The sequence below is a fragment of the Catenuloplanes nepalensis genome (genome assembly GCF_030811575.1).
Taxonomy (GTDB): Bacteria; Actinomycetota; Actinomycetes; order Mycobacteriales; family Micromonosporaceae; genus Catenuloplanes; species Catenuloplanes nepalensis.
Genome location: NZ_JAUSRA010000001.1, coordinates 499922 through 524634, shown reverse-complemented (window position 1 = coordinate 524634; position 24713 = coordinate 499922). Strand labels below are relative to the sequence as shown.

Genomic DNA, 24713 nt, shown 5'->3' with positions numbered 1-24713 from the left:
GTGAGTAAGAGTAGTGGATGGGATCAGCGGCTGATCGTCAGCTCGGACGGGAAGGGCCTGGTCGGGCACGCGGGCGCGGTCTTGCTGCGTAAATGCGCTGATCGGACCGGTCTGACCAGGGGTTTGAACCAGGTGCTGCCGCGCGGTAATGGTCCTGGCTGGTGGGATCGCGGCACGGTTCTGATCTCGTTGGCGGTCGTGATCGTGCTCGGCGCCACGAGCATGTCCGACATTGCGTTGCTCGCCCATCAGGGCCTGGTCTTCGGTGGCCGGCCGTCGGAGGCGACCGTCCGGCGGACCCTGGCCGGCCTCGACGAGAAGACACTGAAACGGATCGGCACCGCGCGGGCGAAGGTCCGCGCTCACGTGTGGGCGCTGCTGGCCCGCCGCCCGCAAGGCTTTCCATGGCTGAGCGTGGCCGGCAAGCTGTTGACCGGGTGGGTGGTCATCGATCTGGACGCCACGCTGATCACCGCTCACAGCGACAAGCAGGGCGCGGCGGCCACCTTCAAGAAGGGTTATGGCTTCCACCCGCTTGGCGCCTGGTGTGCCAATACGTCGGAGTGCCTGGCCATGCTGCTGCGATCCGGTAACGCCGGATCGAACACGGTCGCTGACCACATCCGGGTCCTCGGTGACGCGATCGCGCAGCTCCCGGTCGCCTACCGGCGCAAGCTGCTGATCCGCGTCGACGGCGCCGGCGCCACTCACGAGCTTCTTGAGCACCTCGAACAGATGAACCGGGTATGGCGCAGCGTGAGGTTCACCGTCGGCTGGACGATCACGGCGGCTGACGAGACCGCGATCGACCGGTTGCCCGCCGACGCCTGGACCGACAGCCTCCACCAGGACGGCACCGCCACCAGCGACGCACACGTCGCGGAACTGACCGGCCTCAACACCCGGCTCGCCGGCTGGACCGGCACCCTGCGACTGCTCGTGCGACGTACCAAGCCGTCGGCCCGACACGTCAAGAACCTCACCGAGCTGGAGAAACGCACCGGCTGGCGCTACCAGATCGTGGCCACCAACATCACGCGCATCGCGGGGGTGCCCGGCTCGCACCAGCCGCAATGGCTCGACGCTTTGCATCGTGCTCACGCTGGAGTAGAAGATCAAGTCCGGCAAGCCAAGGCCATGGGACTGCGCAACCTGCCGTCGAAAGCCTGGACCGTCAACCGCGGCTGGGTCCTGACCTGCAACATCGCCGCCGACCTGACCGCCTGGATGCGGCTGCTCGGCCTGCACGACCAGGCCGACCTCGCTCACGCCGAACCCGGCACCCTGCGCTACCGACTCCTGCACCTGCCCGGCAGACTCGCCACCCACGCCCGCCGCCGCGTGCTGTCGATCCCCGAGACCTGGCCCTGGGCCGACGCGTTCACCCTGTGCTGGCAACGCCTCACCCTGCCACCACTGGCCACCTGACCCGCCGAATCCTGCACCTACCAGCAGAAAGCCGCTTCCCGAGCCCGGAGACCTCACGCACCCACAGCGACACGTGGCGATCACACGCCCGAACCTAGTGGACAAAACGGTCAAGCCGAAACGGTCAGGCAGGGAGCGAACCCATCTGACGGATCGAGGTCAAGTCATCAGATAACGACAACCTGAGTAGTTACTGCATATGTATCTAACAAAAGGTAGCAGCCAACCTCCGACAGCATCCACGGCTTGGTCATTGACAATTCAACCGATAGGCTCGGGTCCACATCAACTATTGAATTGAATTCACCTTCATCAATCATTGTAACGGGAATGGGACTAAACGATCGCATCGATACTTCTTGCGCAACGATGGTGAACCGTCCCACACGTAGCTATATACCGTCTATCGGTCCAGCGACTCGACGCTCGACATCATTGTCGAGTCATGCAGGAACTCGTCCGAAGCCAAAAATTCCAAAATTCGACAAGGTCAGTATCGAGCAAATCGAGTCTTCCGTCGTCGATATGTGGTCGATTCTTGAGCTGCGTCATCACCGACCCACTGGCGCAACTGGCGACGCCGCCACCAAGCCCGAGCACGCTGGTTCCACCAACGCACACGCCCCAACCGAGAATACGCGCTGCTCAACTAGCAAATGGCGACTGCCGCACTAGCCCTGCAATTCCCTCGCAGCAAAAACGCTAATTTCCTCATCCCCTTCGGCCGCCGCCCACTCAAGGGCCGATTTTTCGCGGCCATAGATTCGAGCGGCAGCCGCAGCCGCCACCAATCTGGCCAGACGGTCAGAACTCTGAAGCTTTTTCACGATTGTGGAGAAAGCATCCCGACTACTAGAGACATCCCTCAACCAAGCCAACAAGCTACCGAACCTCCCTCCGCCGCAGTAATCAATTGCGGCAGTTAACTGCACCTCACTGGATCTATACAGAAAAAATAGGGCGGCACGTCGGATTACAACATCATCATCCTCCAATAACCCGAACGCCTCCGCGACAATCTTCCCATCTTCGGATCCCGCACTAGAGTGGACTACACCGATCGACCAATAGCGAACTTTCCGACTTCGGGATCGGAGATGGGGCTCCACCTCCCTCAACAGCGACACGGCAGCGGCCCCCAACTCAGCAAGAACCCAAATTCCAGACTCGACTACTTCAATATTGTTGCTCCCCAGCAACGCACTCAACTTTGCTACCGGATACCCACGAAAAATTTCTTGCAGCAGCAAGTATGCATCTTCTCCACGCTGCTCGGAGCTACGATCAGGATCAAGGAGCCTTTGGACTAGAGCGTCCCCATCGAGCACGACCTCCATAATTCATCACTTACCATTCAACTTATTGCGAACATCACGAAGCAAAGCCTCCTCGTCAGCCACACGCTTTGCATGGCCATAGTCCAACCCCAGATCCGAATTAACCTCTTTACGACGCTTGATGCTCATAACCAACTCGCTCTCAAGTTGTTCAAGCTCTTCAACCGTCCAGTGAGATGGAACGCGGTTGCCTGGAGGCAACTCACCGTGAACTTTACCCGTCGAGTCAAGGGTTGGGACATCGCAACCAAAGTTATGTACGAGCACTGGGGTTGGGCCTGCGAGCACAAAGTACGTGTGGAGGTTCTCAACCGTCAGGTTGTAGGCCATGACGGTACGTCGTGAACCGTCTGCTATACCTGCAACCAGGATGGCAGCACCGTCGGCACGCAGATGTTCGCCTACTTCAAGTTCACCGGGAGAACGCCATTCCTGACCGTCTTCACTCCAGAAGGGATGATCTTCAGTCGTGGCCAGGGCCCCAGCAGAGAGGAGCAGGTCGACAACATCATCCTCATGGGCCCACACTGCGGTAACGCGGTACGCACCGACTTCGCCTGTGACCGGGTCACCCGCGTAAACCATGTTACCCACGCTGATCTCTGCAATAGGCTTCGCGGAGCCATCTGCCATCAGAACCCGCGTTTCTGCGGCGAAGCTCTTGAGAGCCGGTACCTTGCACACGTCACCCGCTGCATCCAAGGCCGTGTCGGCGCCGTCGTCAGCGACCTTAGATCCCTTGCGCGCGTCGTTGAGGAAATCAAGGATGTCGAGGGCTTTGGTAGCCTTAGCGATCGGGATGATGCCGGCTATTTCGAGTGTTCCATCGACATAGTCGCCCTTACCGAAGGCATTGATTGCCAGCCTGATACTCCATGGCACACCGATTATCGGGACGAAACTCATCACATTGGCGAGAGCAATCCCCCTTTCGGCCGCAACCTGGTCTGCCATGGCACAGTCATGGAGGATTGCGCAGGCGTAACTGATGTCCGCCTCTTTGAGCGTCTCCGGGTCCTTTGAGCTGTAGTGGCATCCGTACGTGCAGTCGTACTGTTCCAGGAATTCGAGGCTTGTGGGGTTTTGGAACTGCTGGTACGAGCCGCGTGGTGTGGTGCGCTGGCCGTTGTTGGTGATGCGGCCGCCGCCGGGCCTGCCGAACCCGAGCTTCGGCTGATCGGCCCCTCGCGATGCTCCTGGGACGGGACTGATTACCTTGTCGCCGTCCCAGTCGCCCTTGCTCTCGCCGCCACTGCCGCAGTCGGCGAAGTCGCAGTCCCGCAGGCCAGTGGGGTCGCTGAAGGTGATCGGGCTGTTGTGGGCGTAGGCGTAGCCGTTCCATTGTTGTGGGTCTTTGAGGTCCATGATCGGGTCGACGGAGATAAACCGGCCCAACGCCGGGTCGTACTCGCGGGCGCCGATGTGGGTCAGGCCGGTCGGGTCGATGTCGCCGCCGACGAAGCCCTTGCCGTTCGGCCAAGCCACGGCCTGGCCGCGGGTGCCGCCGTACGGGTCCTGCCGGCGGATCGTGACGGTCTGCGCCGTGCCGGACTGCGTTCCGGGCCCGATCGAGATGTTCTGGGTGCCCTGGTGGTCGCTGAACAGCCACGTCAGGCCGGTATTCTGGCTGTTGTTGCGGGATGCGACGGTTTCGCCGGCGAAGTTGTAGTAGCGGGTGGCGACCTTGGTGTTGTCCGGGTTGAGGCGGACCTCCATGCTGGGCAGGTAGAGGGTCGTGCCGGTGCCGTCGCGGCGGATCAGCCGGGTGCCGTTGGCGTCGTACACGTACGAGGTGGTCGTGTTGCCCTCGATGGTGGTGTAGGCGCGGTTCTCGGCGTCCCAGGTGACCGTCTGGGTTCCGGCGACGCCGGGCCGGCTGGTCGTGTTGCCTGCCTGGTCGTAGCCGTAGGAGCGGTTGATGGGCGCGGCCACGCCGGAGGTGACGGTGGTGCTGCCGGTTACCGCGTGCGGGCGGATGGAGTCGGCGCCGGACGGCGGGATGGCGTAGGTGGTGGTGCTGTTGCCGGTGGCGGTGTGGTTCGTCTCCGCGGTGCGGTTGCCGATCGCGTCGAAGGTCCAGTCCGTCCAGTACGGCCCGGGTCCGCCCAGGTTCGCCGTGCTCGGTGCGGTGGTGCAGGCGACGTCGGGCTTCGGCGTCCAGGCGGAGGTGAGGCGGCGGAGCTTGTCGTAGGTGAAGCACTGGGTGTCGGCATCACCGACCGCGGGCTTGTCCGAGATCGACTCGATGTTCCCGGCGGGACCCCACTGGTAGGTGGTGTCCGATACCGAACCGGTGCCGGTCTCGGTCAGGATCTTCGTTCCCCGGTAGCGGCGAGTGCCGTCCTCCCAGTACGAGGCGGCGCTCTCGACGTAGGCACCGGTCGCGTACTTGCGCTCGGTGACCGTCGGCTCGCCCAGTGCCGTGTAGTCCTGCCGCGTGACATAGCTGGCACCGGCGGCCAGGGTGCTGGTCAGTCCGGTCGGCAGGCCGTTCCCGGGGTCATACGTGGTGGTGACCCCTTCCCTGGTGAGGAGGTTGCCTGCGATCGGGTACTCCACCGTGGTGGGCGACCCGTCCGAGCCCGCGTATGAGTATCCGAACAGGTATGACCCGGCCAGGGCTCCTTCGGCGGCGGGTATGACGTAGTTGACTGCCGTCGGCTGGTAGCGGGTGGTGTAGTTGACGATCTGCGTGCGGTAGGCGTTGCCGTTGTCGTACCTGACCGACTGCGTCATCATGCCGCGTACCTGCGGGCCGCCAGCGAGCCGGTCATAGACCCACTCGGCGCGCTTGTTGCCGCTGGTGGAATCGTCGTAGAGGCCGGTTTTGCGACCGAGCTGGTCGTAGGAGTAGGCCAGGACCTCGCCGCGCGCGTCCGTGGTCCGGACCACCTCGTCGTAGGCGTTGTACCCAACGGTCATCGGCCCACGGTCAGGGTCGCTAGCACTGATCTGCCGGCCCTTGATGTCGTAGCCGTACGTCCACTCGTTGCCGGCCGTGTCGGTCACCTTCGCCAGGTGGCCCTTGCGGTTGTAGCCGTACCGGGTGGTGACGTAGTCACCGGCCACGCCGGCGGCGGTGTTGTGCTGCCGCATTTCGACGGCCCTGCCGCGGAAGTCGTTGATGGTGGTGGTCGGCACGTCACCACGCGGTGGCGTCACGATCATGCGGTCACCGCCGTAGACGATGGTGCTGCGCCACTTCTCGACCTGGTTCGTGGTGCCTTCGGCGGCGAGGAAGATCGTGTCAGTGCCGCGGCCGGCGAGGTCGTAGACGGTGCGGGTGACCGAGGGGATCGACCACTCCGGCTCGCCCCACAGAACGCCGGTCGGCGCGCCGACCTCCGCATGTGAGCCGTAGACGGCGGAGACGCGGCCCCACTCGTCGTAGATGGTGTCCGCGACAACCCGGTCGGCACCGACCGCGGTGGTCGTCTGTATCTGGCGGGAGCGCAGGAAACCGTCGAGAATCTGGTAGGAGAGCAGGTAGTTGCCGGAGGCGTTGAGCGTCTCGGTCTTCGTGTACGGGTAGGCGTTGCGGCCGGTCGCGAAGCTGTAGGTGTACCGGGTCGACGGCTTGTCCTTCTTGTCCGCGTCCGCCTCGGCCCAGCCGACGTCCCATACCTTGGAGACACGCCCGAGCGCGTCGTACTTGACCGTCGCGACCCGGCCGTTGGTGTCCGTGGCACTCCTCGTCAAGCCCCAGTACGGGTCTTTGACCTTGGTCGACGTCCAGCCGAGCGCGTTGGTGGTCTTCTCCCCGGTGACCGGCCCACCGGACGCCGGCGTGTAGTCGGTCTGGGTGGTGTTGCCGCGCGAGTCGGTAGCGGTCTTCACCCGGCCGAACGTGTCCGTCGTCATGCTGCTACCGGTCTGCCACTGCGTGCCACTGGACGCCGTCCACCCGACCATAGTTTCGACCTTGGACGTGCTGCCGAAGGTGGGCGCGACGTCCGGGCTGCTCGCACCGTCGTAGGTGGTGCGCAGGTCAGACACCATGTCGTCGGCCGTAGCAGGCTTGTCCTTGCATGGCAGTGCGGTGGTGGTGATCTGCTTGGCCAGATGCACGATGTGCTTGCCGGTGTTGCGGTTGTACGTGTAGACGGTGCAGGTCTCATCACCGGTGACGGTCGTGTCGCCGTCGTCCTGCACCTGCGTCACCGAACCGTACGTGCCCTCCATCGTCGACTCGACCCGCCCAACCCGCCAGGTGGTGCCGACCGCCTCGCCGCTGTGGATGACCCGAGTACCGGTGAACCGGGCGTGAACGGTGTCGTTGCCGATGGTCCGGGACGCGGTCGGCTCCGACTGCCACGGCACGTAGACCGTCTTGGACAGCGGCTTGTCCTCGGTGCCGTTGTACGTAACCGACTCCCGCACCATCCCGGCGAACGCCTTCTGGTCCGTGACGTCCTCGCCCAGGGAGGCCTTGGAAACCTTGCCCTCGATACCCCGCAGATAGGTGGCACGGAAAAGGGTCTTCGCCGCGCCGCTACCGGCCCGGGTGTCGACCGTCTCGTACCCCCGGAACTGGCTCCAGGTCCTGCGCTTCGGCTTGGTGAAGCCGTTGTCGTCCGCGAACGCCCAGTACGGGGTCCCCTTGTAGATGTACGTAGTGACCTTGGACGGCGCCCGATAGTCAGCTAGCGGGGTGTCGTTCTCGATCACCTTGGTGACCAGGTACTTGTGCCAGTACTCGGTGATGTCCGCCCCGTCCGGGTCCAGCGGGTCCGGGCCGATCACCGGATAGCACCGCAACGTGTTCGTCTGCGGCGACGCGGGCAGGTTGCCAGTCTTGCACTCCGGCAGCGTGTACTCGATGTCGGTGAACGCGCCGGTCTCCGTGGTCAGCCGGGTCAGCCGCTGCCACGAGTTCGTCTGGTTGACGTCGGTGAGCACCCGGTTCGGCATCGGCGTGGGCGTGAACGTGATCGGCGGCATCGCGATCGCCTCGCCGACCAGGCCGGTCTTCACGATCGAGTCCAGCCACAGGCCCGCGTTCGTGCCGTCATGCGGGTCCGGGAACGAGTGCGCGAACGTCCACGACGTCACCGGCTGCCACTTCGCCGGCGACACCGTCGTGTCCCACACCTGCGTCGTAATCGACGCCAGGCGCTTCGTCGACCAGAACGTCGGCGAGTAGTTCGTGCCGCACTCGGTCGCGTCGAGCTTGCACTCGCTGTCCCACGGCACGTCCGGCCACTGATCCGGATTGTCCCGGGTGCAGGAGGTCAGGCACCGGTCGCCGGTCGCGAACAGCACCTGCGCGACCGGCTTGACCGACCGGTCAGTCGTGCCGCGGTCCCAGGTGCCGTAGTCGATGCGAGCCAGCGTGCCACCGCGCACGTAGTCGACGTTCTCGCTACTGGTCGCCCGCGTCGCGTACTGGTTCTTCTCCTGCTCGTACCAGTACGAGAGCGTGTTCCCGCGCACGTCAACGACGTAATCGAGGTTCCACCGCCACGCCTGGTCGCAGCTCGACGCGCCGAACGTGGCCTGGTGGCACTCCTCACCGGCGTGATTGCCGTAGACCGGCACCGTGTAGACGGAATTCGTACCGGCACTCTGACCGGGCGGATTGTTGTAGCCGAAGTAGTAGCGGGTGCCGTCAACCGCAGTGAGCTCCCAGTACTCGCCGTTGTTGTCGCCGTTCGTGCCATTGTTGAGGCGCTTGATCACCCAGCCGGCCTCGGACCGGCCGTGCCAGCCCTTGCCGTCCTGATAGACCAGCTCGGTCGACGACCCCTGGAAGCTGATCGTCGCGTTGTCCGACCGCCAGCACAGGTCCCCGGTCCGCAGCAACTCCGGGTTGTTCGCACCGTTCTCGGTGTCCGCGTTACAGCCGATGTACTGCCGCTCGATGTAACCAGTCTCCAGGTCGAAACCCTCACCCAGCCACGACGGCTGGTTGTTCGACGCGGACGTGCGACCGTCCACGCTGGACGATGAATAGCCGAGCTGCAGCTTCGGCGCCGGGCCGGCGTGCACCGGCGGCGTGCCCATCCCGTACGACCAGGAGAACCCGCCCGAGTTCCCGCCCGCGCTCCACGTCGACGTCGCCGCCAGCGAGGTCGCGCCGAAGTCACCCGACGAACCCTCGTTGTCCGCGGCCAGCAGCAGCAGCGTGCCGCTCGTCCGCGCGGCCGGCACGTCACCGGCCAGCTCCGCCCGGCTGCTCGCCGCCTGCGCCACACCCACCGGCTGCACCTCGGCCACCGCGCTCACCGTGCCGGCGACCCCGTCGTTGTCCGACTCCAGCCGCACCGCGGAACAACCGGCGCGCTCCGGTGTGGTCAGCGCACACTCGGGCAGCCGCCACAGCTGCAGCCGCGAAGCCCAGTCACCGCCGTAGGCGTACCTGAACGCGTTGTAGTCCACCGCGACCGTCGCGTCACCGGCGGCCGAGCTCTGCTTACCACCGACGCGCAGCACCACACCGTCGCGCAGCGCCTCCGGCACGGCCCTGCGGTCCAGCACCTCCACCGCGACCTTCTCCGGCAGCGCACCGTCCGCACGCGCCACGGACACCGGCAGCCCGGCCGCGGAGACCTTGCTGGCCCCGGTCGCCGGCACCGTCGCGGTGACCGCACCCGCGCCCGGCCACACCGGATCCGGGATGTCCACACTGTTGTGCGAGGTCGGAACCGCTGCCTTACCCGGCGTGACTTCTGCGCCGGTGCGGGTGATCTTCACCTGCTGGCCCTCGAGGTGCGGCTGGACCGGTGCAGCCTCCACCGGTGGCACCGCCAGCAGCGGGGCACACACCGCGGCGGCGAGCACCACCGCGAGCATGCGGGTACGCCGGCTGGCGAGCCGGGCCGGTATGGCGAACGGATGGCGCAGGTCCACGTCAGTCCTCCGTGCTCACAGCATCGGTAGCGTTGCCAGCCACTCGCTCGCGCGTCGACTGCCAGCGAAGACACATCGAGATCCGGGCAGCGTGGTGCCCGGGAAGTGATGTCACCACGACCCCCGTCGATGATCAAAGTGGTCGCCGGAACTCTAGGACCCGGCACAGTCCGTGCAAAGACCGCACACCAGATGTGAGCAAGTCGCTTTACCGAACCGCCACAAGATCTCTAGAGTGCGGGCCGCCATCACTCGTCAAACCACGGGGGTCCCGGTGACATCACCGTCCTGGTCACACACCGCCCGCAAACGGCTACAGGCACATCGCCGCGCTGCAGCGCTCATCGCTCTCTCGGTCCTCGCCGGCACACTGCCCGCACTATGGACGACAACAGCCGCCGCCGCACCGGCACAGGCCACCCAGACCGACGAAGGCAAAGCTCTTGCCGACGCCGCAGATTCGGGTCAGCGGGTCGAGGTGGTGTCGGAACGCACCGAGTACTCGCAGGTCTTCGCGGACCCGTCCGGCAAACTCGTGCTGGAATCCAGTGTCTTGCCACAACGGGTCCGTGGCGGTAACGGTTCCTGGTCCGACCGGAACCTGAACCTGCGCCCCGCCTCCGACGGCACGCTCCGGCCGACCGCGTCCGTGGCCGACGTCCGCTTCTCCCCCGGCGGCGACGGCCCCGCAGTCACCACCGTCCGCGACGGACAAGACATGCACCTGACCTGGCCCACACCGCTACCACCACCCACGATCGACGGTGACGCGGCGAAGTACGTGGAGGTGCTGCCAGGCGTAGACCTGGTACTGCGCGCGACCGCGACCGGGTTCACGCACGTGCTGGTCGTCAAGACGCCTGAGGCCGCCGATGCGCCGCAGGTACGGCAGGTGCAGTTCGAGGTCGGCGGTGACGCCCGGCTCGTCGAAGACCCCGACGGCGGCCTGCGGGCCATCACCGACACGGTCGAGATCGCCTCCGCCGACGCCCCGATCATGTGGGACTCCACCACCACCCCCACCACCGCCGCCCGCGTACCGCAGGTCGGCGGCGGCGCCCCACGACCGTCGACCCCTGCCGGACCGGGAGACACCGCCAGCATCAAAGACGTCGACGCGCAGATCACCGACGACGGGCATCTGCGCCTGATCCCGGACACCGGACTGCTCGACGCCCCGCCCGCCGCGTTCCCGCTCTACATCGACCCGGCGTGGAGCGCCGGGAAATGGACCTGGGCATACGCGACGAACAACAACTCCACCAACAACGTCCACAACGCCTGGGTCGGACTCAACCCCTCCACCGGCGTCATCCACCGCTCGTTCTTCGTCTTCGGCACCGGACCGCTCAAAGGCAAACACATCGAGTCCGCCTACGTGCAGATGAAACTCGAACACTCCTGGGCCTGCACCAACCAGCCCACCAGCATGTGGTACGCCGGAGCCCTCACCGGCACACCCCGCACCGCCTGGGCCACCGGCCTCAAAGGCTGGATGGCCACCCTCTCCTCACACGCCAACGAAGCCGGCGGCTGCGGCACCATCCAACCCGACCCCTGGAACAACTTCCAAGGCACCGCCGTCACCAGCCGCATCCAGGCCACCGCCAACGAAGGCGCCAAAGACATCACCATCGCCTTCACCGCCCAAGCCCAGAACGGCACCCTCGAAGGCGTCCAGGACCGCTGGAAACGCTTCTCCATGAACGACGCCAAACTCATCGTCGACTACGACACCCCACCCACCGCACCCACCAGCCTCCGCCCCGCCGGCAACGGCTCCGCCTGCGGCACCGTCGGCACCCTCACCGGCAAATTCCAAGCCATCCCGCACGACACCGACGGACACGCCCAAACCGTCGAATGGCAATGGGCCGAAGTCAGCACCACCGGCACCTACACCACTCTCCCCGCACCCGCCAAGACCAGCGCCTCCAACGGCGGCCTCGCCCAATCCGCCACCGTCACCCTCACCGACGGCAAGAAATACGCCTTCCGCGCCCGATCCACCGACCCCGCCCCCTACACCATCACCGGCCCCTGGTCCGCCTGGTGCGAATTCACCCCCGACATCACCCGGCCCGCCCAGCCCACCATCACCATGACCACACCACCCACCGGGCCGGGCACCGTCGCCGAATACACCATCACCACCACCGACACCGACGTGACGAAGTTCCGCTACGGCTGGAACCAGACACCGACCACCGAAATCGCGGCCACCACCAACGGCGCGCTGAAGACCGCAACCGTCAAACTCACCACACCCAAGTACGGGCTCATCAACCTGCACGCGTACGCCGTCGACGTCACCCTCAACGATGGCGTCCTCGGCAAGAGCGAAGACTTCATCGTGCCCAGGCCACGCTCGGCCGCCGCGAAGTGGGGCCTGGAGACCTACGCCGACATCGACGACACCGCTGCGCTCGCCGACCAACAGCACGAGATCGCCGGCGACACACCGCTGACCACGACGAGTACGTCATGGACCGACAACGCCCGGCTACTCAACGGCCGTACGCTCACGTTCAACAACACCGCGGCGCAAGCCGTCGCGACCGGCCTCACGCCGGACACCACACAGTCGTACTCCGTCGCCGCATGGGTCAAACTCAACGACCTCAACGGCTTCCAATCGATCATCTCCACCGACGCCGACGGCAACCAGTGGAGCCCGTTCCGGCTCCAGCTACGCACCGACGGCGGCACCCGATGGTGCATGACCGTCAACGTCCGCATCGACCACGGCGCCGCCCTCAACCTCTGCTCCACCACCCCACCGGTCGCCAACCAATGGACCCACCTCGCCGGCTCCTGGGACCGCACCGAAGGCAAAGTCCGCCTCTGGGTCAACGGCACCGAAACCAGCCAAATCCTCGTCGGCACGCCGGTCACCACGTCGAAGCCAGTGGTCATCGGCCGCGCCGCCAGCGCCGGAAACCGTGCTGACCAGATGCGCGGCAGCGTCGCCGACGCCCAATTCTTCGACCGCGTCCTCGTAACCGACGACTTCACCGGCCAACTCGCCACCGAAGAAGACTCCGCAGGCATCGACGAGCCTGGAATCATAGAGCCGATCAAGATCGCGGCGTGGCGCTTCGAGACCGCTTACTGGTGCTACGAGGAAGGCGACTACCAGTCTGCCGACCTCAGCTGCCAGGCCCCTGATCTGTCCCCGTTCAACCGGCGTCTCTCCCTGACCACCGGTACAAGCGTCACCGCTGGGCGCGACGGCGGCAGCGCCCTCGAACTCAATGCCACCCATTTCACCGATGACCCGTCAGACCCGCATTACGGAACCACTACGGCTGAACGCGCGTACGCGCAGCGGAACACTGGCACGGCCGGACAGCACGAGACATGGATCAATAGCCCGGTCGCCCGTACCGATCAGTCGTTCACGGTCTCCGCATGGCTACGCCCGGACGCACTCACCGGCGCTAATCACACCGCGCTGGCGCTCACCGGCAGCTTGCAGTCCGCCGTCACCCTTGGCATTCGCAGATACACAGTCAACGGCGCCACCCAGTACCGCTGGGCCGTCAACACGCACAACTCCGACACCGCTGCCGCGGTCAGCAGCGGCATATCAGCTATCGACAAGCCCGTCGACATGGAAGGTGTCGGCGCCGTCTGGACCCACGTCACCGCAGTCTTCGACGCCCCCACCAAGACCGTCCGCCTGCATCTCAACGGTGACCTCGCAGCCAGCGGTGCCTGGCCAAGCCAATGGCCGACCGCCGGACCACTCACCCTCGGCGCCAGCCGCTACGCCGACACCACCAACCCCACCGGCCGCTGGACCGACCACTGGAACGGCGCCATTGACGACGTCAGCATCTTCCAGGGAGCTGCCACGAGCAGCGCCGTGCATGCGCTTTTCGCTGTGGGAAGCTGACCGACCGTCACCGCCCTCGATCGCCCCACGGGCGGTCGAGGGCCGTACGGCATCCTGACGTTCGGCGCGTGCGCAAAAAAGGTTCGACGGCCCGCGGAGAATGAGCCGTGTGATCGAGGAGCTGAAGCGCCGCACGGCCGCCGGTGAACGGGTGAAGTACGTCTTCTTCTGGGGCCATCAGCCCCGCCGCGACGGCGCCGAGTGCTTGAGTCAGTGGGCCCCGTCGCCGTTCACCGTGGGTGACCACCGGTTCGCGACGGCGGAGCACTTCATGATGTGGCGCAAGGCGATGCTGTTCGGTGACGAGCAGACCGCGGCCCGGGTGCTGAACGCCGGGCACCCCAAGCAGGCCAAGGATCTCGGTCGGCAGGTGCGCGGCTTCGTCGAGCAGACCTGGCTGGACGCCCGCTACGGGATCGTCGTCGACGGAAACGTCGCCAAGTTCGAGCAGAACACCGCGATGGGCGAATACCTCACGGGTACGAAGGACCGCGTCCTGGTCGAGGCCAGCCCGCTGGACCGTGTCTGGGGCATCGGTCTCGCCGCGGACGACCCGCGTGCGCAGGACCCGCGGCGGTGGCGCGGCCTGAACCTGCTCGGCTTCGCCCTAATGGACGTCCGGCAGCGACTGTGAAGGGGGAGGGCCGAAGCGGCCCTCCCCCAAAACCCGATCACCCGATCACCCGATCACCCGATCACCCGATCACCCGATCACGCCGATCAAGCGATCACCCGATCACGCCGATCAACGACGAATCAGCGGATCTCGTACGCCCGGATCAAGGTCTGGCTCACCGTGTTCCCCGCCTGGTCGACCGCGACCGCCCGCAGCGACACGAACCCGGCCCGGTCCGGGTGCCGCAGCTGCACCGCACCGTCCCGCACCGGCACCCGCGCCCAGGTCGCCCCGTCGTCGAACGACGCCTCCACGGTCAGCGACCGGTTCGCCGCCGCTGCCGAGCCCTCCTGCCGGTCGACCCGCACCGGCACGGAGAATGCCCGTCCCTTCGGCGCCACGCTCTCGTCGTTCACCGCCGGGGTGAACACCACCGCGGACATCGGCAGCGCCGCGAAGGTGGCCGGGTCTGTGTGCGCGGACGGGAACGTCCAGGTCGCGGCCAGCGACGTGGTCAGCCGGGCCGGTTCACCGAGCGTGCTGGTGATCTCCACCCGGTAGTCGGCGGCGTCCGGCGGCACCGGGAACGCGCCGCCGGTGTCGTCCGCCGAGCCGATCAGCTCGCCGTTGCGGTAGAGCGCGGTCTTCGACGCGGTCCGCAACGCGGAGAGGCCCTCGCGGCCCGCGCCGTCGCCGTACAGCGGCGGGGCGATGAACATCTCGTCACCCTGGCGGCCGGCCTGCGGGTAGCCCATGTCCGGGAAGGACGGCCCGAACACGGCCTTGTTGAACTGCTCGGTGACGGTGCGCCCCGGCCGGTACGCGACCGGCGGCCCGAACTGCAGGTAGTACGGGCTCACGAAGCCGTCCTCCACGATGGCCTCCTGGAAGAACGACCCCCACCGCACACCGTGGTCCGCGTTGTAGAACTCGGTCCGGGTGAACGGCAGCGTCCGGTACTCCTGCGAGGTGGTGAAGCTGCCGGAGACCGCGTCGTGCCGCGGCCGCGCGCCCTTGATGGCCGCGTTCGCGCCGGTGCCGTGCCGCGCGTGCCGGGCCGTGACCGTGGCCAGCTCGGACTGCCGCACCGCGTGCCGATATCCGGTGACCATCGCGTCCTCGACCAGGTACTGCACGTCGTAGGAGAACGGGCTGTCGGTGAACGAGCCGTCCGCGTGCCGCTTCGCGAAGCTGCCGTGGATGACCGAGTGGAAGCCGTCGCGGGTGGCGCCGGGCGCGATGTTCAGGCTGTACAGGTTCGCGAAGCTGCCGGCGTCGGCGGACGAGCCGTACCCCTCCGGCCACTCCGCTCCGGCCTCGGCCAGCGTGGCCTCGGCCGCCGGGTTCGGCACGGTGAGCGACACCTGCTTCCCGGCGCGCGCGTCGATCGTCACCGTGGCGGTCTCGCGCACCTCGAAGCTCGGGTGCGCGGCGAACGTGGTGTCCGGCGCGTCGTTGATCACGGCGGAGAGCCCGTAGCGGCCCTTCGGCAGCCGCACCGGAGCGGTGATCGGCAGGTAGACCCACTGCACGGTCCGCCGGTCCAGGTCGGCGAGCGCGACGTACCCGTCGGCGGCCGGCGCACCGGCCCGGTCGAGCACCTCAGGCGTCACGTCGTAGCTCTCCACCTCGCGGTCCACGCCGAACGGCGTGCGCACCACCAGGTCACCGGCCGTGGCCGTGACGTGCCCGGCGTAGAACCGGTCCGCCATCTCCGCGGACGTGTCGACGGTGACGGTCACGGTCGCGGTGCCGCCGGCCGGCACGCTCACGGTCGTGGCCGACAGCGTGATCAGCCCGGCGGGCACGTCCGACACGGACAGCTCAAGATCAAGACCAGAGGCGCCCCAGTTACGGTACGTAAGCGTCTGCGCGAGCGGCGCGTCGTCCTGATGCGGCCACTGCTGCCGGCCGTAGCTGAGCGTGGCCGGTGACGCGGACACGGTCTGGGTGACCGCGCGGGCCACGTCGACCCGCCCGGCGCCCTGCGCGCTGACCGCGATCTCCGGGTTCGGCTTCGCGGAGCCGACCAGCGTGGCCTTGAGCCGCTCGGCCGTCCAGTCGTCGTGCTGCCCGGCGAGGATCGCGGCCGCACCGGCCACGTGCGGCGTGGCCATCGACGTGCCGGACGCGCTCACGTGCCCGGTCGTCCCGGCCTCGGCCGCGACGATGTCCACGCCCGGCGCGGTGATCTCCGGCTTGATCGCGTAGTCACCCTTGCGGGGTCCCCTGCCGGAGAAGACCGCGAGGCCCTCCCGCTTGTCGACCGCGCCGACGGTCAGTGCCGCGTCCGCGCTGCCCGGGCTGTCCACGGTCTGGTCGCCGAGCTCACCCGAGTTGCCGGCCGCGATCACGAAGAGCGTGCCGTGCTCCTCGGTGAGCGTCTGCACGGCCTCCTCCAGCGGGTCGAGGCCCGGCAGGTCCGTACCGCCGAGGCTCATGTTGACCACGTCCGCGCCCTGCTCGGCGGCCCACTGCATGCCGGCCAGGATCCACGAGTCGCTGCAGCCGAACGTCACGCAGACCTTGCCGCTGAGCAGCGCCGCGCCCGGGGCCACGCCCTGCTTGCCGGCGATCGTGGACGCGACGTGGGTGCCGTGGCCGACGTGGTCGACGTCGTCCTCCTCACCCTCGGTGAAGTTCCGCGCGCCGGTCACCCTGCCGGCCAGGTCCGGGTGGTTACCGTCGACGCCGGTGTCGAGCACGGCGACGGTGGCGCCGGTCCCGTCGAGTCCGGCCTGCCACGCGGCCGGCGCGCCGATCTGCGGCACGCTGTCGGCGAGCGTGGGCTTGCGGATGCCGTCCAGCCAGATCTCCGGGGTGGCGGTCCGGCGCGCGGCAGCGGCGCCGGTCAGCGACGTCCAGGTCTCGCCGGTGCGGTCCGCGCTGATCGCGGCCATCCCGCCGGGCAGTGCCCGTGTGGCGCGCGCGTTCCCGGTGCCGCCACGGACGATCAAAGGCATGTGGTCGTCGTAGCCGAACTCGATCAGCGTGGTCACGTCGAACAGTCGCGGGTCTACGCGGCCGGCGCCGAGCAGCGGTGCGGCGTCGGACGGGATGACGGACACCCGCCCGTCGTGCCGGGTGGTGGAGAACCGGATGTGCTCGCGGCCGGGGCCGCGCCGCACGTCCACCGATCCGTGGTGGAGCGTCACCCGGTCCCCGGTGATCAGTGTGACGCTCCGGCCATCGTGGACCGGTGGGAGCGGCGCGGCCGTCGCCGTGCCCGGAAGCAGGGCGACGGCCGCGGTGGACACGGACAGCGCGGCGATCGCTCGCCGAATGGGTAGTCTCACGCCCGAAAGACGCGTCCGCCCGGCTTCCGGTGACAAATTCCCATATAGAGATTTTTGGCGGTACGGGAGGGAGCGCGCCCCCTCCCGTACCGCGCGGAATCAGCGGATCTCGTACGCCCGGATGATCGTCTCGGTGACCGCATTGCCCGCCCGGTCGACCGCGGTGGCCCGCAGCGAGACGAACCCGGCCCGGTTCGGGTGCCGCAGCTGCGCCGCACCGTCCCGGACCCGCACCCGCTGCCAGGTGGCGCCGTCGTCGAACGACGCCTCCACGGACAGCGACCGGTTGCGCGCCGCGGCCGACCCCTCCTGCACGTCCACGGTCAGCGGCACCGAGATCGTCCGGCCCTTCGGCGCCACGCTGGTGGCGTCGACCGGCGGCGTGAACACCACCGCGGACAGCGGCAGCGGCACGATCACGTCCCCGCCGGTGTTCTGCGAGGTGAACGTCCAGCTCGCGGCGACCGACGTGGAGAGCCGGTGCGGCGCACCCCGGGCGGCCGTGACGTCCACCCGGTAGGTCGCCTTCTCCGGCGGCACCTGGAACTCGCCGTACAGCTCGGTGGACTCGCCGACCAGCTGCCCGTCGCGGTAGAGCTTCATCGACACGTCGCCGAGACCCTCCACCGTGTAGCCCTCGCGGCCGGCGCCGTCGCCGAACAGCGGCGGGTTCAGGAAGATGATGTCCTGGAAGCGGCCGGCGAACGTGTACCCGGGATTTGGGAACGCGGGACCGAACACGGCCCGGTTCCACTGCTCCCGCACCGTACGGCCCGGCTCGTACGCGGTCTTCGTGCCGTACTCCTGGAACGTGGCCGTCTCGCCGCCGTCCGCGAACTCGGCGAAGACCGGGATCCACTCGACGCCGTGGTCCGCGTTGTAGTACTCGGTGCGGCTGAACGGCAGCGTGGAGTACGGCGTCAGCACGAAGAAGCCGCCGAACGTCGCCGGGTGCAGCGGGTACGCGCCCTTCGCGCCGGCGTTCGCGGTGGTGGCCTGCTTCCCGTGCGTGGCCTGCACGGTGGCCAGCTCACGCTGCCGCACCGTCCGGTCGAACCCGGTGAAGAACCCGCCCTCGGTCAGATAGAACACCGAGTAGTGGTACGGGCTGTCGAGGAACGTGCCGTTCGCGTCCTTCCGCGCGAACGACGCGGCGATGTGCGAGTTGAAGCCCTCGACCGGCGTGTCCGGCCCGAGGTCCAGCGTGTAGTTACCCGTGAACGTGTCCGTGGCCCAGCCCAGCCCGAAGCCCGGGCCGGTCACCACCAGCTCCACGCCGGTCTCCGCGGCCTGCCGTTCCGGGACCCGGATCGAAAGCGGTCTCGCCTGCCGGGCGTCGATGGTCAGCGTCTCCGTGCCGTCGACCGTGAACCGCGCGTGTGAGGCCATCGTGCTCGCCCCGGTCTCCTCGAAGAGCAGCGAGACGACCGTGTAGGCGCCCTTCGGCAGCCGCGTCCGCGTCTCCGGAAGCCCCACCTCGATCACGTTCCGCCCGGTGACGTCGACGAAGATCAGCAGGCCCTCGGTCGCGGGCGCGCCGGTCCGGTCGAGCACGCTCAGGTTCACGTCGTAGCTCTCCACCTCGCGGTCCACGCCGAACGGCGTCTGCACCACCACGTCGCCCGCGGTGGCAGTGATCTCGCCGCCGTGGAACGCGTCCGGCATCTCCCGCGACGTGTCGACCGTGACGGTCACCGGTGCGGTGCCGCCGGCCGGCACGGTGACGGAGGTGGCCGACAGCGTGACCAGCCCGGCCGGGATCGCGCCGCCGACCGGCGTGATCGCCAGGTTCAGCGTGATCGGCTCGGTGCCGCCGTTGCGATACGTGAGCGTCTGGGTCAGCGCCTCGTCGTCCGCGTGCGGCCACAGCTGCAGGCCGAAGCTGAGCGCGGTCGGCGCGGTGGTCACGGTCTGGGTGATCGCGCGGGCCACGTCCACCCGGCCGGCGCCCTGCCCGGTGACCGCGATCTCCGGGTTCGGCTTCGCGGAGCCGGTCAGCGTGGACTTGAGCAGCTCCGCGGTCCAGTCGCCGTGCTGCCCGGCGAGGATGGCGGCGGCGCCGGCCACGTGCGGCGTGGCCATCGACGTGCCGGAGAGGGAGGTGTACCCGTCCACCGGCGCGGGGCCGCCGATCTGCCCGGTCGCGCTCTTCGCGGCCACGATGTCCACGCCCGGCGCGGTGATCTCCGGCTTGATCGCGGAGTCGCCGGTGCGCGGCCCGCGGCTGGAGAAGCCGGCCAGGTCGTCCTGCCTGTCCACGGCGCCGACCGCGAGCGCGGAGTCCGCGCTGGCCGGGCTGCCGACCGTGCGGTCACCACCGGAGTTGCCGGCCGCGATGACGAAGAGCGTGCCGTACTCCTCGGTGAGCGTCTGCACGGCCTGTTCCAGCGGGTCGATCGCGCGCGAGTCCGGCCCGCCGAGGCTCATGTTGACCACGTCGGCACCCTGCTCGGCCGCCCACTGCATGCCGGCCAGGATCGACGAGTCGCTGCAACCGCCGAACTGGTTGCACACCTTGCCGGCGAGCAGCTTCGCACCGGGCGCGACGCCCTTGTAACGCCCGCCCGAGGCCGCGCCGGTGCCGGCGATCGTGGAGGCGACATGGGTGCCGTGACCGTTCCGGTCGAGGCCGTCCTCCTCGCCCTCGAGGAAGTTCTGCGCGGCGGTGACCTGGCCGGCCAGGTCGGGGTGGGTGACGTCGACGCCGGTGTCGAGCACCGCGACGGTGGCGCCGGTGCCGTCGAACCCGGCCTCCCACGCGGCCGGCGCGCCGATCTGCGGCACGCTGACGTCCAGTGACGTCTTCCGGATGCCGTCCAGCCAGATCGTCCCGCCGGCCCGGCGGGCGGCGACGTCACCGGCGGTGAGCGACTTCCAGGTCTCGCCGGACCGGTCCGCCCGCACCGCGGACATGCCGCCGGGCAGCGCCCGGGCGACGCGGGCACCGGCCGGGCTCGCGCCCTCGACGATCAGCGGCAGGTCGGCGCGACGATCGTCGTAGCCGAACTCGATCAGCGTGGTGATGTCGAACAGCCGCGGGTCGAGGCGGCCGGCGCCGAGCAGCGACGCCGCGTCCGACGGGATGACGGACGTGTGGCCGCCGACCCGGCTGGTGACGAAGCGGACGTGCTCGCGGCCGGCGCCACGGGTCACCTCCACGCGGTCCCCCGGGCGAACGGTGACCCGGTCACCGGTGATGAGCGTGACGGTCTGTGCGGCCTGACCGGCGGTGGCCGGAACTGTTGCTGGGGCGGCCGTCGCCGTGCTGGGTAGCACGGCGACGAACGCGGCGGACACGGACAGCGCGGCGATCACACGTCGCATGCGGTCTCCCCCGGAACGTGGGTGGATGAGGTGCACTCACCTGTATAGACCGCCAACACAGTGATTGTGTTGCATGTGTCGATTACCGGAAATCTCGGGAGGGTGGCGAGATCGGCGCCTCCACCGCCTCCAGACGGTCCGCGACCAGGTTGATGACGCCCTCGGCCTTCTCCAGGATTCCGCGCACGAGCAGCGCCGAACTGGTCCGGGCCGCCTTCCGGTAACGTGCCCACAGCCCCGGCGAGCAGGTCACGTTGAGCATGCCGGTCTCGTCCTCCAGGTTGATGAACGTGACGCCGCCCGCGGTCGCCGGTCGCTGCCGGTGGGTGACGATGCCGCCGGCCAGCACGCGCGTGCCCGCGTCGATCCGCTTGAGCCGCGCGATCGGCACCGCGCCGGCCGCGGTCAGCCGCTCGCGGATGAACTGCACCGGGTGGCTCTCCGGGGAGAGGCCGGTGGCCCAGACGTCCGCGTGGAGCCGGTCGACCGCCTCCATGCCGGGCAGCGGCGGTGCCTCGGGCGCGCCCATCGGCAACCGGTCCGGGCGGTCCTGCGCGGCGGCACCGGCGGCCCAGAGCGCGGCGCGGCGATCGGCGTACCCGAGTCCCGCGAACGCGTCCGCCGTCGCCAGCGCCTCCAGGTGACCCGCGCTGAGCCCCACCCGATGCGATAGGTCAGAAATATCGGTATAAGGGCCGTTGAGGCGGCGCTCCTCCCCGATCGCGGCGGCCACCTCGGGCGACACCGACCGCACGCCGGACAGCCCGAGCCGCACCACCGGACCGCCGAGGCCCCACGAGTGCGGCGGCGCGCCCGGCCCGCCCCCGTTCCAGACCGTGCGCGGCGTGGACTCCAGCGTCGCCATCGCACCGCTGAGATTGATGTCCGGCCGGCGTACCTCCACGCCGTGCCGCCGCGCGTCGTCGACCAGCGACTGCGGCGAGTAGAAGCCCATCGGCTGCGCGTTCAGCAGCGCGGCACAGAACGCGGCCGGGTGATACCGCTTCAGCCACGCGCTCGCGTACACCAGATAGGCGAAGCTCATCGAGTGGCTCTCCGGGAACCCGAAACTGGCGAACGCGGACAGCTTCACGTAGAGGTCGTCCGCCAGCTCTCCGCTGATCCCCCGCTCGGCCATGCCCGCGTAGAGCCGGTCCTTCAGCCGTCCCATCCGCTCCGCCGACCGCTTCGAGCCCATCGCGCGCCGCAACTGGTCGGCCTCGCCCGCGTCGAACCCGGCCACGTCGATCGCCAGCTGCATCAGCTGCTCCTGGAAGAGCGGCACGCCGAGCGTCTTCTCCAGCGCGTTACGCATCAGCGGGTGCGGGTAGGTGGCCTCCTCCCGCCCGTTCTTCCGCCGGATGTAGGGATGCACCGAGCCGCCCTGGATCGGCCCGGGCCGGATCAGCGCCACCTCGATCACCAGGTCGTAGAACTCGCGCGGCTTCAGTCTCGGCAGCGTCGCCATCTGCGCGCGGCTCTCCACCTGGAACACGCCCACCGAGTCCGCGCGGCACAGCATGTCGTAGACCTCGGGATCGTCCAGCACCATCGCACTCAAATCAAGATCAAGTTCGATCATGTCGTACGCGTAGTGCAGCGCGGACAGCATGCCGAGCCCGAGCAGGTCGAACTTGACCAGGCCCACGCTCGCGCAGTCGTCCTTGTCCCACTGCAGCACGCTGCGGCCGGCCATCCGCCCCCACTCGACCGGGCAGACCTCGATCACCGGCCGATCGCAGATGACCATGCCGCCGGAGTGGATGCCGAGGTGCCGGGGGAACGTCTGCAGCGCGTTCGCGTACTCGACGACGTGCTCCGGGATCTCCTCCACGTCCACCGCCGCGACCGAGCCCCACCGGTCGATCTGCCGGCTCCACGCGTCCTGCTGTCCCGGCGAGAACCCGAACGCCTTCGCCACGTCCCGCACCGCCGACCGCGGCCGGTACGAGATCACGTTCGCCACCTGGGCCGCGTGCTCCCGTCCGTACTGCCGGTAGATGTATTGAATGACCTCCTCGCGCCGGTCCGACTCGATGTCCACGTCGATGTCCGGCGGCCCGTCCCGCTCCGGCGCCAGGAACCGCTCGAACAGCAGCTGCCAGCGCACCGCGTCCACATTCGTCACCCAGAGCGCGTAGCAGACCGCGGAGTTCGCCGCCGACCCGCGCCCCTGGCAGTAGATGTCGTTCCGACGGCAGAAATCCACGATGTCCCAGACGATCAGGAAATATCCGGGAAAATCCAGCTGCTCGATCATGTCCAGCTCGCGGTGCAGCTGCACGTAGGCGTCCGGCGCGGCCTCCGGCGGGCCGTACCGTTTCAGCGCGCCGCGCCAGGTCAGCTCGCGCAGCCAGCTCATCTCCGTGTGCCCGTCCGGAACCGGGAAGTCCGGCAGCTCCGGCGCCACCAGGTTCAGGTCGAACGCGAGGTCCCGGGCGAAGTCCACGGTCCGCGCGACCGCGCCCGGGAAGTGCCGGAACCGGGCCGCCATCTCCGCGCCGCTGCGCAGGTGCGCGGTCGCGGCCGCGGGCAGCCAGCCGTCCATCTCGTCCAGGCTGCGCCGCGCCCGCACCGCCGCCAGCGCGGTCGCCAGCCGCCGCCGGCCCGGCGTCGCGTAGTGCACGTTGTTCGTCGCCACCGTCGGCAGGCCGCGCTGCCGGGCCAGCTCGGCCAGCGCCTCGTTCCGCACCCCGTCGAACGGGTCGCCGTGGTCGATCAGCTCCACCGCCACGTTGTCCGCACCGAAGTTGCTCACCAGCCGGTCCAGCTCCCAGGCCGCCGCGTCCTCGCCGTCGTACAGCAGCGCGGACGGCACCGTCCCCTTCCGGCAGCCGGTCAGCACCAGCACGTTCCCGGCCAGCTCGGCCGCCACCCGCTCCAGCGACCCGTAGTCCGGCCGCCCCTTCTCACCACCGCGCAGATGCGCCCGGCTGATCGAGGAGGCGAGCCGCGCGTACCCCTCCGGCCCGTGCGCCAGCACCAGCAGGTGCTCCCCCGCCGGATCCGCCTCCCCGTTCTGCGGCCCCGGCAGATCCAGCGACAGCTCCGCCCCGAAGATCGTCGGCAGCGCCAGCTCCTTCGCCGCCTCCGCGAACCGCACCACGCCGTAGAACCCGTCGTGATCGGTCACCGCGAGCCCGCTCAGCCCGAGCCGCACCGCCTCCTCCGCCAGCTCCTCCGGGTGACTCGCCCCGTCCAGAAAGCTGAAGTTCGTGTGACAGTGCAACTCCGCGTACGCGACCTCGCCGTCCCCACGCGCGATCCCGTCCGGCGCCTCATACCCACGCCGTTTCCGCGTCCACGCCGGCGAATCCCCGCCATCCGGCTCCACCGCCAGCGGATCCACCACGTACCCGCCGGACAGCTTCCGCTCCAGCTCCGCCCATGGCACATCCGGATTACTGAACCCCACCCACAACCCCCTCCCAAACCCCAAGCCGCTCTTCCCACTCCCGGCATGGCGCGGCCGCAAACTCCCGCCGGCACTGAGCCGCCCCACGCCCCACGATCACCTCCACCTCACCGCCGCTCTTCCCACTCCCGGCGTGGCGCGGCCCGCAAACTCCCGCCGGCACTGAGCCGCCCCGCGCCCCACGATCACCTCCACCTCACCGCCGCTCTTCCCACTCCCGGCGTGGCGCGGCCCGCATGCTCGGAGCGGGCAACGCTCGCGGCGGCCTCCGCCGCCGCTCCGGACGCCGCATCGGAGCCGGTCCCAGCCCACTCACCTCAACCCCCGCGATTCCATCGCCACCCGGCTTCCGGCGGCCCTCCCGCCCACCGTCGCCGACCCGGTGTTCTCCTTTCGCGTTCTTCAGCTCAGAGCCCTTTGCCGCAACGCACCGTCGCGGCAAGCCCGGCCCCGAACGGCTCGCCGCGGCACCGGAGCACACGACCATCGCGGACACCCATCGATCAACGGTTCACCGCGGCACCCGAACACACGGACACCGCCGATCGGG

At 68.5% G+C, this 24713-nt stretch carries 8 protein-coding genes; 3 read left to right on the top strand and 5 right to left on the bottom strand.

Translation table 11 applies throughout. From position 1 onward, the window contains the following. Entirely contained in the window at window positions 1-1428 is a 1428-nt protein-coding gene (locus tag J2S43_RS02255) for an IS1380 family transposase (protein ID WP_306826865.1), read from the top strand. A 671-nt stretch (window positions 1429-2099) separates the two neighbouring features. Here J2S43_RS02255 and J2S43_RS02250 read toward each other — a convergent pair. Both J2S43_RS02250 and J2S43_RS02245 read right to left on the bottom strand, forming a co-directional pair. After that, window positions 2100-2765: a hypothetical protein gene (locus J2S43_RS02250; protein ID WP_306826864.1), complete on the bottom strand. Its 666-nt coding sequence runs from the start codon at window positions 2763-2765 to the stop codon at window positions 2100-2102. A gap of 6 nt (window positions 2766-2771) precedes the next feature. Further along, window positions 2772-9029 carry an RHS repeat-associated core domain-containing protein gene (locus J2S43_RS02245; RefSeq protein ID WP_306826863.1) on the bottom strand — a complete coding sequence of 2086 codons (6258 nt, stop codon included), beginning with the start codon at window positions 9027-9029 and terminating at the stop codon, window positions 2772-2774. Window positions 9030-9849: 820 nt separating this feature from the next. Here J2S43_RS02245 and J2S43_RS02240 point away from each other — a divergent pair. Further along, the gene (locus J2S43_RS02240) at window positions 9850-13512 is read left to right on the top strand and encodes a LamG domain-containing protein (RefSeq protein ID WP_306826861.1); all 3663 of its coding nucleotides are present in this window, start codon (window positions 9850-9852) and stop codon (window positions 13510-13512) included. Between the two features lie 100 nt (window positions 13513-13612). Next, window positions 13613-14146 (top strand): riboflavin biosynthesis intermediates N-glycosidase, encoded by a 534-nt coding sequence (gene ybiA / locus J2S43_RS02235; protein ID WP_306826860.1) that lies wholly within the window; start codon window positions 13613-13615, stop codon window positions 14144-14146. Between the two features lie 122 nt (window positions 14147-14268). Here ybiA and J2S43_RS02230 read toward each other — a convergent pair whose 3' ends face one another. The 3 genes from J2S43_RS02230 to J2S43_RS02220 all read right to left on the bottom strand — a co-directional run bounded on the left by J2S43_RS02230 (window position 14269) and on the right by J2S43_RS02220 (window position 24163). Next, the gene (locus J2S43_RS02230; protein ID WP_306826859.1) at window positions 14269-17424 is read right to left on the bottom strand and encodes a S8 family serine peptidase; all 3156 of its coding nucleotides are present in this window, start codon (window positions 17422-17424) and stop codon (window positions 14269-14271) included. Between the two features lie 99 nt (window positions 17425-17523). Continuing rightward, complete coding sequence (locus J2S43_RS02225; RefSeq protein WP_306826858.1) at window positions 17524-20748, bottom strand: S8 family serine peptidase; 3225 nt, start codon at window positions 20746-20748, stop codon at window positions 17524-17526. Window positions 20749-20830: 82 nt separating this feature from the next. Next, on the bottom strand, window positions 20831-24163 hold the full coding sequence (locus tag J2S43_RS02220) for an error-prone DNA polymerase (RefSeq protein WP_306826857.1): 3333 nt from the start codon (window positions 24161-24163) through the stop codon (window positions 20831-20833). Between the last annotated feature and the right edge of the window lie 550 nt (window positions 24164-24713).